A 12,805-nucleotide genomic window follows, 5' to 3' on the forward strand; every position below is an offset into this window, starting at 1 on the left:
GTGGCCTCTGTGGCGAGGGAGCTTGCTCCCGCTTGGCTGCGCAGCAGCCATAAAACCTGCCGGCACGGTGTTTCTGAAGAACTCGGATAGCCAATTGGGCCGCTTCGCAGCCCATCGGGAGCAAGCTCCCTCGCCACAGGGACACCACCTGCCATAAGTCATCATTTGCACTGATCAACACCAACAAAAAAGGGCGAACCCAACCGGGTTCGCCCTTTTTGCATTTCAGCGACTCAGATCACAGCTTGGCCTGCAGCAGCGCCTCAAGTTTCTCCTGGTCACGGGCAAACTGACGGATGCCCTCAGCCAGTTTCTCGGTGGCCATCGCGTCTTCGTTGGACAACCAACGGAACTGCGCTTCGTTCAGGATCAGGCGGGCTTCGCCAGCGTGGCCCGGGGCGAGTTTGCGCTCCAGTTTGCCGGTGTCTGCCGCGAGCTTGTCGATCAGGTCCGGGCTGATGGTCAGACGGTCGCAACCGGCCAGTTGCTCGATCTGGCTCAGATTTCGGAAGCTGGCGCCCATGACCACGGTCTTGTAGTCGTTGGCCTTGTAGTAGTTGTAGATGCGAGTCACCGACTGTACGCCCGGATCATCGGCACCGGTGTAGTCGTTGCCGTTGGCCTTCTTGTACCAGTCATAGATGCGGCCCACGAACGGCGAGATCAGGAACACCCCGGCGTCAGCGCAAGCGGCAGCCTGAGCGAAGGAGAACAGCAGGGTCAGGTTGGTCTGGATGCCTTCCTTCTCGAGAATTTCGGCAGCGCGGATGCCTTCCCAGGTCGAAGCGATCTTGATCAGCACGCGGTCACGGCCGATGCCGGCCTTGTCGTACAGCTCGATCAGACGATGCGCACGCTTGAGCACGGCGTCCTGGTCGAACGACAGGCGCGCATCCACTTCGGTGGAAATCCGGCCCGGGATCACTTTGAGGATTTCCTGGCCCACGGCGACGCCAAAACGGTCGCTGGCCAGGCCCACATCGCCCTTGCAGTCGCTGACGCAGGCGTTCAGCAGCTCGGCGTAAGCCGGGATGGCGGCGGCCTTGAGCAGCAGGGAAGGGTTGGTGGTGGCGTCGACCGGCTTGACCCGGGCGATCGCTTCGAAGTCGCCGGTGTCGGCAACCACGGTGGTCATCTGTTTGAGTTGTTCCAGCTTGGAAGTCATGGGTGTGCTCTGTCCTGTGGGTTTGACGACATTACCCGAGCGCTGACAGTCACTCAAGGGTATCCGGGCGTATCGGAGGCCCCGCTGGCAACAACCTGAGAACGGCTGCTTGATGGGCGGGGCGCGGTATCGATGAATACGATGCCAAAAGCGGTCACAGGTTCAAAGCAACTGACGGCCAGCGCCCTTTGGGCACATCAATGGAGGTTATTGCTGGCTCAGTTGGGTTTTGACCGCAGTTTCCGCCGGTTTCGGCTGGCCGTCGGCGGTCAACAGACCGAAGTTCTTCTCGCGGTCATTGCTGCCGGTGTCGCTGTTTTTCCATTCGTAAATCGAGGTCAGGGCAATGTTGCGGGTTTTGATATCGGCCACGAATGCACTGATTTTACTGGCTTGGCCTTCGGTGCCGCCGTTGGAGGGGAGCGCCGAGATACCCCATTCGCTGATCACCCCCGGCAGGTGGAAGTTCTGCTGGATAAACGTCTGGGCGTTGCTGATCTGCGTGCCGGTCATGCCATAGGGATGGTAGGAAACCGCGCTGAGGCATTTGGGGTATTCGCTGACGATTCGGTTCAGTGCCACGGTGGACGCCGAGCCGGCAGTCGGCGGGCGGGCAAAGCCAAAACCGATCACCGGGATGGCTTGCGGCTTGTCCTGCAGGGTTTTGCACGCCGCGCTCATGAACGGCACGAATGTCGTATCGAAATTGCCGGTCGGCCAGTAGGTGTCGAGGTCTGGCTCATTCCACAGCTCGACTGCGACCAGTTGTGAGCCATAGGTCGCTGCCAGGCTGGTCAGCGCGTTGGCATACGCGACCCCCGCGTTCGCCAGATCATTGGCCGGTAACGGCTTGGTCGCGCGCAGGGTCATCAGCACCGGCAGACCGGCTGCGCGGGCCACGGCGAAGGCATCGCTGATCTGCTTCTGGTAGGCCGCGCTGGGCAGGCTGTCAGTCCATACGCCAAAACGCACGAAACTGAATCCGGTGGCTTTGACGCGCTCGGCGTCGGCAGCGGAGAAGGTCTGGACTTTGACCTGAACTCCGATGGTCTTGTTGGTGGGTAATGCCGGGAACAGTTCATTGGCCTGACTCTCGCCGGTTGCCGCCAGCAGTAACAGGGTCAGGGCGCTCAGGTGTTTGAGATGGACTGACTTCATGTCGGTTCTCCAGGTGAGAAATGACAACGGCGAAAAGGTATCTCGTGATAACTGCTTCGAAACTAACATTGGCACTAAGTGCGCCAATGTTATTTTTTGTCAGGAAAACCAGACCTGAAAATCACAGTTATTTTTAGTCCGGTAATTCTATTTTGGCGACTTTTGGCGCTGTGGTACTTAATACACTGGTACTGACAGGGCGAATCTATTTCTGAGTGCGGAATGATCTAGTGGGTTCATTAAGATCCGCTCTAGATGTTGGCAGAATGATATTACACAGGAATGTAAACCTTGTTCAAAAAGATCCTTGTCGTGTGCGTTGGCAATATTTGCCGAAGTCCGACAGCAGAACTTCTGCTGCGTAACGCGCTGACCCCCTCAACCATCTCTGTGACTTCCGCAGGCCTCGCGGCGCGGGTTGGCGAGGGCATGGAAGCGTCGGCGCGCCAGGTGCTGGAAGACCACGGGCACAGCGCCGAGGGCTTCCAGGCCCGGCAATTGACCGCCGATATCGTCAATGAATCAGACTTGATTCTGGTCATGGAAAAACAACATGTGAATCAGGTACTGAAGATTGCCTCGCACGCCCGAGGCAAAGTGTTTCTTCTTGGCAAGTGGCAGAGCGAAAGAGAAATACAGGATCCGTATCGTCAAGGTAAGGCCGCTTTTATTCATGCCCATGCATTGATTGAAGATGCTGTTAGCTCGTGGGCGCAGCGCCTCGGACATTGATGAATATTCTTCAGATCAGTGAATGGTAAGAAAGACTTATGCAGTTACCGTCAGTAATCGCCAACCGTGATAACGATCAAGACAGTATTGATCTTCTGGGTATATTCGGCAGTTTGATCGACCAGAAATGGCTGATCGGTGCATTCACCGGTGCCTTCATGGCCGCTGGTGTTGCCTATGCGGTATTGGCGACGCCGGTGTACCTGGCGAACGCGCTGGTTCAGGTCGAACCGAAAAAGAACGACATGCTCGGCTTTTCCGACCTCAGCAGCATGCTCGGCGGGCAATCGCCGTCGGTGACCGAAATCGGCATCATCAAGTCCCGCGCGGTGATCGGCAAAACCGTCGACGATCTGCGCCTGGACATCGACGTCACCCCCAACACCTTCCCGGTCATCGGCGGTTTTCTCGCACGGCGTTATCGCGGCGAAACCGAATTCAGCGTGGCGCCGCCGCGTTTTGGCCTCAACAGCTACGCCTGGGGCGGCGAGCGTCTGGAGTTTACCCGCCTCAACCTGCCCAAAGAACTGTTGGGCAAGAAGCTCACCCTGGTGGCTGGCGAACAACAGCACTTCCAGTTGCTCGATGACGACGACAACCTGCTGGTCGAGGGCGTCGCGGGCGAAGCCTTCGCCCAGGACGGCGTCGAGGGTTTGATCGAACGCCTGCAAGCCAACCCAGGCACGCGCTTTGAAGTGGTGCGCTATCCACGGATTGTGACCATTCAGGGTTACCAGGATGCGCTGGATATTTCCGAGCAAGGCAAGGAGTCGGGGATTATTCGCCTGGCGCTGGCCAGTTCCGATGCCGCCGAGGCAGTGAAGATCCTCAACAAGATCGCCGCGCTGTACGTCGATCAGAACGTGCGCCGCACCTCGGCGGAAGCGGCGCAAAGCCTGGCGTTCCTGCAAAGCCAGCTGCCGCAGGTCAAGCGTGATCTGGCCAAGGCCAGCGATGCGCTCAACGCGTATCAGACCCGTGGCAAGACCGTGAACATTTCCCTGGAAACCCAATCGGTGCTCGGTCAATCCGTGGCGCTGGAAACGCGGATTTCCGAGCTGAAAATGCAGCAGGCGGAAATGGATCGCAAGTTCACCAAGCAGCATCCGGCGTATCGCGCGCTGATGTCGCAGATTGGCGAATTGACCCAGCAGCAGAAATCGCTGGAAGGCAAGGTCGGCGATCTGCCGGCGACGCAACAGGAACTGCTCAACCTGACCCGCGATGTGGAAGTCGCTTCGCAGATCTACACGCAGTTGCTGAACAAATCCCAGGAGCTGGACATCGTCCGCGCCGGTGCGGTGGGCAACGTACGCTTGATCGATCCGGCGGATGTCGACCTGAGCAGTCCGGTCAAACCGAAAAAAGCCCTGATCGTGTTGATCGCGACGTTCCTCGGCGCCTTTCTCGGTGTGGCGCTGGTGCTGTTGCGCAAATCCCTGAGCAAAGGTCTGGAAGGCCCGGAAGCCATCGAACAGCTCGGGCTGCCGGTGTACGCCTCGATTCCCTACAGCGCCTTGCAGCGCGACGAGGACACGAAAAAGGGCCGGGCCAAAATCACCGCCGAAACACCGGCCTATCTGCTGGCGCTGCGCAACCCGACCGACCTGTCCATCGAGTCGATTCGCAGCCTGCGCACCTGCCTGCATTTCGCCGCGCTGGATTCGACCAACAACCGCATCATGATCTCCGGCCCCAGCCCGCAGGTCGGCAAGACCTTCGTCTCGTCCAACCTCGCGGCGGTCATGGCGCAGAGCGGTCAGCGCGTGTTGCTGATCGACGCCGACATGCGCAAGGGCCACCTGCACAAGACGCTGAATGTACCGATCGCCAATGGTCTGTCGGACCTGCTGGTAAAGCGCTGCAGCATCGAGCAGGCGATCAATAAGGTGGAAATCGACAACCTGCACTTCATCAGCCGTGGCCAGGTTCCACCCAATCCTTCCGAGCTGCTGATGCACGCCAACTTCCGCGATCTGCTCGCCGAGCTGAGTCAGCGCTACGACGTGGTGATCATCGATACACCGCCACTGCTGGCGGTGACGGACGCGGCGATTGTCGGGCGTGAAGCCGGGATCAGCCTGATCGTCACGCGGTTTGCGGTGAACCCGGCCAAAGAGATCGAAATGACCATTCGCCGCTTCGCGCAGAACGGCATCGAGCTCAAGGGCGCGGTGTTCAACGGCGTCGAGAAGCGCGCTGCCAGTTACTACGGCAACGGCAACTACGGTTACTACAACTACGAATACGCGTCCGACAAATCCTGAGTGTCAGCGATTGTCCTTACATGCAAGGAAGTGGGTGGGTTGTGAAGAAAATACTGCACGTGGCTGAAACGATAAAAGGTGGGGTCGCCACCGTTATCCGCACCATCTCGGCCTCTCCCGAAGGCCAGGACTCGAATTACGAGCTGGTCTATCTGGTGCCGCTCGACCAGAAAAAAGAGCTGCACGGTATCGATGAGCAGCAGATTCGCACGTTCGAACGCAGCGGGCGCGATGTGCGTTCGCTGCTGCGTTTTGCCTGGCAACTGACCCGAGTGATGCTCAAGGAAAAACCCGATGTGGTGCATTTGCACAGCACTTTTTCCGGGGTGATCGGCCGCGTGGTCTGCGTGCTTCTGCGACCGTGGCGCAAACCGAAAATCGTCTACTGCCCGCACGCCTTTTCGTTCCTGATGGAAAGCTCGCCGACCAAGCAGAAGCTCTACGCGTGGATCGAGCGCGTCCTGCAGCGGGTCACCGACGTGATCATCTGCGTCAGCCGCTACGAGATGGACAAGGCCGCGCGGTTCGGCATTCAGCGCTCGCGCATGAAGCTGATCTACAACGGCATTCATCAGCGCGATGAGGCGCCGAAGGCCGAGAGCCCCGCGCCGATTCATCTGCTGTTCGTCGGTCGTCTCGACTACCAGAAAGGCTTCGACGTGTTGCTCAAGGCGTTTGCCAAGGTGCAGCGCAGCGATCTGAAACTGACGGTGGTCGGCAGTGCGGTCAACGAGGACAAGGTCGAGTGTCCGCAGATGGACGCCGTCGAGTACCTGCCGTGGGTCACCCCGGCCGAGGTGCAGGCGCTGTATCAACAGGCCGACGCGCTGATTGTCCCGAGTCGCTGGGAGGGCTTCGCCATGGTGCCGCTGGAAGGCATGGCCATGGGTTTGCCGGTGATCGCGAGCAACTGCACGTCGCTGCCCGAACTGGTCACCCATGAGGTGTCCGGCTACGTCTTTCCTACCGGTGATCACCAGGCGCTGGCCGATGTGCTGGCGCGAATCCAGAAGCCGCGGTTGCTCGACCTCGGCAGCGAGGGCCGGAACATCGTGCGCGAGCGTTTCAGCGCCGCGCTGATGATCCGCCAGACCTACGACGTGTATTGCGCTCCCACTTATTAAGTAGAACTCAAGCTTATGAACGTAACGATTTTGCATGGCTACAGTGCGTCCAACTCCGGTGACGGCTTGCTCGTCGATCTGGCCATCGCGTTGGTGCAGCGCAACTTTGGCGACGACACCGCGATCAATGTCGTGGCGTCCGATCCGCAGTCTTTCGCCTACTTGCCGCACCCGCGTTTCGACGCGCCGGTGATGGCGGCCAAGGGGCTGGGGCGGGTCAAGCAGGCGGTGTTCCTCAATCAGTCGTATGCCGGGCTGGCGGATCTGTTGCGCAAGACCGATCTGATCGTCGGCGTCGGTGGCGGCTACATGCGCTCGAAAAGTGCCTTCGAACACATCAAGCTGAAACTGGGCCACGCCAAGCAACTGGAAACGGCGATTCTCAGCAAGGTGCCGTCGGTGTACCTGCCGCAAAGCATCGGGCCGTTCCATGGCGAGAGCCGCAAGATCGTCGAGCACTACGCCAGCGCCGATGCGGTGTTCGTGCGCGATAACCGTTCCTCGGCGATGTTCGATGCCTGCGAAAACGTCTACCGCGCGCCGGATCTGGCGGTGCAGTCGCTGGCCAGCAAGATCCTTCAGCAACCCAAGTTCACCCGCTGCGCCGCGTCGCCGGCCACCGTGTGCGTGGTGCTGCGCAAACCGCCGGAGTGGAGCAAGGAAAAGAAGGTCGCTTACGTCGCCAACCTGAAGTTGCTGCTGCAGCGCCTGAAGAACAAAAGCAAAGTGGTCTGCGCCGTGCAGAGCGCCGTTCGCGGCAACGATGATGGTGCGTTCTATCGCGAGTTGGGCATCAGCGAAGACCTGCTGTCGTTGAAGGCGACGATTGCCAAATATCAGCCGGACCTGGTGATCTCGGTGCGCCTGCACGGCGCCATCGAGTCGCTGCTGTCCGGTGTCCCGGCGTACCACATCAGCTATGAGCGCAAGGGCTTTGGCGCCTATCAGGACATGGGCGTGGAAGACTGGGTGATCAACGGTGGCGACATCGATGTCGAGCAGATCATCGACACCGTTTACGCGCCGAATGCCCTGTCGAATTTCGGCAAGCGCCTGACCGACACCTGCCGCGAGATCGAGGCAAAAACCGTGGCCATGGACGAGATCATCAAAGGGATCGTTCGATGATATTTCGCCTGCTGCTGCGCGGCGGAGCTCTAGGCGCGAAGTTCTTGCTGGTGTTGGCCATCACCCATTACCTGGGCTACGAAGCGCTGGGGTTTTATGGCGTGGTGGTCGCAGCGTCGCTGATCGCCTCGAAGTTCTACAGCGTCGGTTTCAGTTCCGAGATCAATCGGCTGATCAGCGTCGGCGGCAGCTCGCGGCGGGTGGTCGACAAAGTCCTGCTGCTGTATCTGGCGGTGGGGCTGCTGCTGTCGCTGGTGACGGTGGGGATTTACTCGCTGTTCCAGCAGGTCGAGGCGGGCACCGCGTTGATTCTTTGCGTGACGCTGGTGCTGCTCACCGAACACCTGTCGTTCGAGATCAATTCGTTCGTGTTTTCCGCGCAGAAAGCCACCGCGGGCGCGCTGCTGTTCTTTATCAAGACCGGCCTCTGGGCGCTGCTGGCGGTGGGCGGGATGATGCTCGACTGGGTGTCCGGCATCGCCAGTGTGCTGTGGCTGTGGGTGGCCGCCAACGTGCTGGTGATCATCGCCGGTTACCTGATCGTGGTGAATGTGCACAAGGGCCGGGTCAGCGAAGCACTGACTACCGCGACCGTGTGGAAGGCCGGGCTGCCGTTCTACTTCGGTACGGGGTTGATCGCGCTCAGTCAGTACGCCGAGCGCTTCCTGATTGCCGATCTCGAACCGTATGCCAATCTCGGTAAATACGTGTACGCGTGGTCGGCGGCGAACACTTTGCAGGCGCTGTCCTACGCGGTGGTGGCGGTGGTGGGGATTCCGGTGCTGGCCAAGCGGTTTCAGGCGGATCAGCAGGCGTTCACGGTCAGGCATTTGTTCGTCAACAAGTGGGTGATGCGCTCGCTGCTGGTGTCGGCGGCGGTGGCGGTGCTGATCTATCTGTTCTTCAACGTGGTACTCGATTACGTCGCCACCAGCGTGCCGCGTCCGGATAACGCGATTCTCGGCGTGCTGATCTTTTCCTTTGCCTTGCGGGCCATTGGCGACATCGTCTGGGGCGGTCTGATTGCCTCGAAAAACAGTCGAGTGTCATTCGCCAGCGCGGCGATCTGCCTGCTGGTGTCGGTGCCGGTCAGCTACCTGCTGATCAAGCACTATTCGATTTATGGCGCGGCGTGGGGCAATGTCTTCGCGATCATCGTCCAGCTCGGGGTGATCGCCGTGTTGACTCGGGCGACCCGTGCAAAAGGGGCGCTGGCATGGGGTTGAAGTTGCCGTGCATCGAGTTTCGCGGACGCAAACTCGATTCCTCGCTGTCGTTCCTGATTCTGTTCACCGGGCTGTTTCTGTCGGTGGCGATGCCGCTGCTGATCCCCCGCGCTCCGGGCCCGGATGCGATGACGTTGTGGTCGTCCTATGCGCGCGCCGACAACTGCAATTTCTGGAACCCGTTCTCGCCGGATCGCTCCTCCTACGAGTGTTCGGCGTTCCTGCTGCGGCCCACCGGGATCAACCTGACCAACGCCTGGGCCTACGGGATGTTCTGCAATTTCTTCCTCACGGCGATTCCGGTGGTGGTGTTCCGGCGCATGCCGCTGGCGATCTTCGGCACCCTGTGTCTATGGGGGATTGTGCGTTCGTTTTTTCTGGAAAACCTGACCAAGGAAATCATCGTTTCGGTGGCGGTGCTGAGCATCTTGTTCAGCTCGCTGACGCGCAAATACCGCGGCGGATTTTTTCTGTCGGCGGTGATCTACGGCGTGCTGATCCGCCCTTACTGGATTCTGTTTTCGCTGTCGTGGGTCGGCGTCTGCGTGATGAAAAAGTACGTGTCGCGCTTCACTTTCTTCCTGATGTTGTTCCTGTTTTATCTGGCGGTGGCCATGGCGATTCAGCTGGCGCTGGGGTTTCCGGTGTCGTCGATTCGCGCCAGCAACAACGAGTTGCGTACGGCGGGGGAAGAGGGCTCGAAATCGCTGATCGTCTCGTGGCTCAGCGGCAGCGACTTTGTTTCCCAGGCGTTGGACTCGATGATCATCTTCTTCCGGCTGTCGTTCCCGGTGGAGCTGATTCTGTTGTCCGGGCCGGGGCAGGTGATCTTCGTTGCGTTGATGATCATGACCGCGCTGCTGCTGTTCAAAGTCATCACTTCCACCGACTACAAAGGCGCACCGATCGAAACCAAACCCAAGGAACTGATCGCGATTCCGCTGGCGTTCCTGCTGGTGCAGGGTTTGTTCGAACCGGACTTCGGCTCCTTCGCCCGGCACTTTTCCATGGTGGTGCCGGTGCTGTTTGTCGGCCTGGGTTTGATGTTGCGCGCCAACAAACCGGTGCGGGTTGAATCAAGAGTTCTGAATTAAGGCGGGTGCTGTATGTCGAGCAAGAAAAAATCGCTGGAGATCGAAACCCTGCGTGGCCTGGCGTGCCTGCTGCTGGTGCTCTATCACGTCATCGGCCCGTTGGGCGGGGGCTTGAAGATCGATCTCGGCTCGCCGTTCCGCGTCATCGCCGACTCGATGGTGTACGTGCGCATGCCGCTGTTCACCTTCATTTCCGGCTACATCTATTCGATCTACAAAATTCGCGGCAATGACTTTTCCGCATTCTTCAGCGGCAAGGTGCGGCGGCTGATCGTGCCGCTGTTTTGCGTCGGAGTGCCGTTCTCGGTGTTGCAGGCGGTGGGGCCGGGGGTGAACAAGGACGTCGGGGTGATCGATGCGTTGTTGTCGTTCTGGGTGCCGGTCAATCACTTCTGGTTCTTGCAGGCGGTGTTCATCATTTTCATGTTCGTCGGCCTGCTCGAATGGCGCGGGCTGCTGCGCTCGATGACGCGCTTGTATCTGCTGTTCGGGTTCGCTGCGGCGGTGTTTCTGCTGCCGCCGTTCAAGCTTGATGCGTTCGGCATCAATGGTGCGATTTACCTGCTGCCGTTTTTTGTGGCGGGGATGATCGGCCAGGAAAATGTCGAGGCGCTGAAGCAGCGCTTCAAGGTGATCGGGCCGCTGGTGTTTGTGTTGATCTCGCTGACGCTGCTGTACGTGGCGGCGATTGATCGCGAGTTGATTGTCGACCGCCGTAGCCTGATCGGTCTGACCGTGGGCTGCGTGTCGTGCATCGCCTTGCTGTCGAGTGACATGCGCTCGAAATGGCTGACCTGGCTGGGCGGCTACTCTTACGCGATCTTCCTGTTCCACGTGCTGTTCGCCGCGACTTCACGGTTTGTCATGGGTCGGCTGGGGATAAAGGACGAAAGCATTCTGGTGCTCAGCGGCGTGCTGTTCGGCTTGTTGGGGCCGGTGATGTTGTCGATGATTTTCAGCCGCTTCAATGTCACTTCGGTGCTGTTTCTCGGGGAGCGCGCGGCGAAGAAGAAGCCAGCGGTTGGCGTTACTCCGGTGGTGCCGGCCAATAGCTGAAAAGCTTCGCGAGCAAGCCCGCTCCCACAGATTTCGGTGCTGGACACAGATTCAGCAGATGACCGCAATTCCTGTAGGAGTGAGCCTGCTCGCGATAGCGGTATGTCAATCAGAGTTGCACCGTCTGAATCAACGCCATCGCGAGCAGGCTCACTCCTACAATGGATCTGGGTCGTACTCCAGTCCCCTCATTCCAGACTGAAGGAAATAACGCATGTTGGCAGTAGATGACGCTCAGCCCGTCGCGGCGTCGGTGGTGGAAGTGGGCGATGCCCGCGAGCGCTTTGCGCAGTGGCGCGAAGGCAAGAACGGGAAGGTGTTGTCGGTCTCGGTGATCGGCGACAGCTACAGCGCCGGGCAGAATTTTTATCTGAACAAACTGGTGCAGCGCGTGGCCGGCGAGGTCGGTTTTGCCGGCCCCGGTTATGTCGGTTTCAACCATGGCGCGGCGCTTGGTGGCACGCACTTCAAATACACCCGCAGCAGCGAAAAATTTTTCGGTGGTGGCTGGCAAGTGTCCGGCCTCGGCCAGGCCAGCCCCGACAGTCGCACGGTGACCGGCAAACCCGGCGCCTGGCTGCAAATCGATGCCAGTCCGACACCCGCCATCGACACCAAAGTCACTCAGGCGAACCTGCTCTACCTAGGCAACGGCGAGCCCAGTGAGCTGCGTTACCGTTGGACGCCCGCGCAAGACTGGCAGCCCTTGAAACTTGAAGGGGCAGGCGTACAGGAAGTACCGCTCGCAGGTCTCTCTTCGGCGGCAGACTGGTCATTCAAACTGGAAGTGGTGAAGGGCGCGCCGACCTTGTTTGGCCTGTGGCTGAGCAACGATCAGCACGGCGTGCGGGTCTCGAAACTGGCGGCATCGGGCGCGGCATCGGCGGACTTTTATCACCAGGATCCGCAATGGCAAATGCAGTGGAAAGCCGCCGTATCGAAGATTCCCGCCGACGTTTACCTGATCATGCTCGGCGGCAACGATCAGGGCTTCGGGGTGAAACCCGCGGAGTATCTGCAGAACGTTCAAGGCCTGGTGGCGATGATCCGCGAGATTCAACCGGCGGCGAGCATCAACCTGATCATGCGTCAGGACACCACGCGTTCCAGTGCCTATCCGATGTCAGCGTATGCGCAAGTCTTGCAGCCGTGGGCGCATGAGCAGCAGTTGGGCTTTGCCAATCTGCAATGCGCGTTCGGCCCTGACGTCAAACGCTATGCGGCGGCGATGATCGGCCCGGACAGGATTCATCCGCAGCCGGCCACGGGCGGGAAGGTGATTGCCGATTACTTCTATCGCTGGATTGTCAGTGGCATCAACGCGGACAGTTGCGACCCCACCAAACCTATGTAGGAGCTGCGGCACGCTGCGATCTTTTGATCTTAAAAACAAGATCAAAAGATCGCAGCGTGCCGCAGCTCCTACAGGGGGAGCGTTTATTGGAATTGGTCTATCTGGCTCAGGAGCTCGGCAGTCTTCTGCGGCATCAACTGCGTCGCACACCGCGTCTCGACATTGATGATGATCGCCGGCTCGTTGCAGCACAGGCGTACGCGGAAGCGCCAGTCGCTGAAGATCACTTTCAGGCCATCACGGTCATCCATTTCCAGCGCCTGATCGGCATAGCGTTGTTTCAGATGGGCGAGCAGGGGATAGGGATCCGCCAGCGCTCGGCGAATGTCGCCGGACGCCGGAAACATGCCGATGCGCTCCACCAGCAGAATGCTGCCCAGCCATGACTCGTTGGCGCTGGGCAACGGCTGATGGCGTGGCAGCCAACTCACCGCCCCGAGGTTGCCCACCTCCCGTTCAATGTCGGCTGAATGTTGTGCCATGTTCATGCTGGTCTCCTGA

The 12,805-nt window shown here is 59.5% G+C and carries 11 protein-coding genes; 8 read left to right on the top strand and 3 right to left on the bottom strand.

What is annotated here, in order from left to right; translation table 11 throughout:
* Positions 1 to 238 precede the first annotated feature (238 nt).
* Positions 239 to 1,165 carry a transaldolase gene (tal, locus tag JFU48_RS16935; RefSeq protein WP_003226550.1) on the bottom strand — a complete coding sequence of 309 codons (927 nt, stop codon included), beginning with the start codon at positions 1,163 to 1,165 and terminating at the stop codon, positions 239 to 241.
* 207 nt (positions 1,166 to 1,372) lie between these two features.
* Positions 1,373 to 2,323, bottom strand: coding sequence for a glycosyl hydrolase family 5 (locus JFU48_RS16940; protein WP_201137000.1), 951 nt, complete (start codon positions 2,321 to 2,323; stop codon positions 1,373 to 1,375).
* Between the two features lie 291 nt (positions 2,324 to 2,614).
* Between JFU48_RS16940 and JFU48_RS16945 the strand changes: the two genes are divergently transcribed.
* The 8 genes from JFU48_RS16945 (at position 2,615) to JFU48_RS16980 (ending at position 12,304) form a co-directional block, all read left to right on the top strand.
* Positions 2,615 to 3,055: a low molecular weight protein-tyrosine-phosphatase gene (locus tag JFU48_RS16945; RefSeq protein WP_003226547.1), complete on the top strand. Its 441-nt coding sequence runs from the start codon at positions 2,615 to 2,617 to the stop codon at positions 3,053 to 3,055.
* 38 nt (positions 3,056 to 3,093) lie between these two features.
* Complete coding sequence (locus tag JFU48_RS16950; protein ID WP_201137001.1) at positions 3,094 to 5,322, top strand: polysaccharide biosynthesis tyrosine autokinase; 2,229 nt, start codon at positions 3,094 to 3,096, stop codon at positions 5,320 to 5,322.
* A gap of 41 nt (positions 5,323 to 5,363) precedes the next feature.
* On the top strand, positions 5,364 to 6,446 hold the full coding sequence (locus JFU48_RS16955; protein WP_003226542.1) for a glycosyltransferase: 1,083 nt from the start codon (positions 5,364 to 5,366) through the stop codon (positions 6,444 to 6,446).
* Between the two features lie 15 nt (positions 6,447 to 6,461).
* Positions 6,462 to 7,574, top strand: a complete 1,113-nt coding sequence (locus JFU48_RS16960; protein ID WP_201137002.1) for a polysaccharide pyruvyl transferase family protein — start codon at positions 6,462 to 6,464, stop codon at positions 7,572 to 7,574.
* Positions 7,571 to 8,800, top strand: coding sequence for a polysaccharide biosynthesis C-terminal domain-containing protein (locus tag JFU48_RS16965; RefSeq protein ID WP_201137003.1), 1,230 nt, complete (start codon positions 7,571 to 7,573; stop codon positions 8,798 to 8,800). The genes JFU48_RS16960 and JFU48_RS16965 overlap by 4 nt, the downstream gene beginning before the upstream one ends.
* Positions 8,791 to 9,894 (top strand): hypothetical protein, encoded by a 1,104-nt coding sequence (locus tag JFU48_RS16970; RefSeq protein ID WP_003226536.1) that lies wholly within the window; start codon positions 8,791 to 8,793, stop codon positions 9,892 to 9,894. Before JFU48_RS16965 ends, JFU48_RS16970 begins: the two co-directional genes overlap by 10 nt.
* Positions 9,895 to 9,906: 12 nt before the next feature.
* The gene (locus JFU48_RS16975; protein WP_201137004.1) at positions 9,907 to 10,950 is read left to right on the top strand and encodes an acyltransferase family protein; all 1,044 of its coding nucleotides are present in this window, start codon (positions 9,907 to 9,909) and stop codon (positions 10,948 to 10,950) included.
* Positions 10,951 to 11,164: 214 nt separating this feature from the next.
* Positions 11,165 to 12,304 carry an SGNH/GDSL hydrolase family protein gene (locus tag JFU48_RS16980; RefSeq protein WP_201137005.1) on the top strand — a complete coding sequence of 380 codons (1,140 nt, stop codon included), beginning with the start codon at positions 11,165 to 11,167 and terminating at the stop codon, positions 12,302 to 12,304.
* Between the two features lie 83 nt (positions 12,305 to 12,387).
* On the opposite strand, the gene JFU48_RS16985 is transcribed toward JFU48_RS16980, so the two are convergent.
* Positions 12,388 to 12,792, bottom strand: coding sequence for a mannose-1-phosphate guanylyltransferase (locus JFU48_RS16985; protein WP_201137006.1), 405 nt, complete (start codon positions 12,790 to 12,792; stop codon positions 12,388 to 12,390).
* Positions 12,793 to 12,805: the final 13 nt, after the last annotated feature.

Origin of the sequence: Pseudomonas sp. TH49 (assembly GCF_016650625.1) — a bacterium.
Taxonomy (GTDB): domain Bacteria; phylum Pseudomonadota; class Gammaproteobacteria; order Pseudomonadales; family Pseudomonadaceae; genus Aquipseudomonas; species Aquipseudomonas fluorescens_H.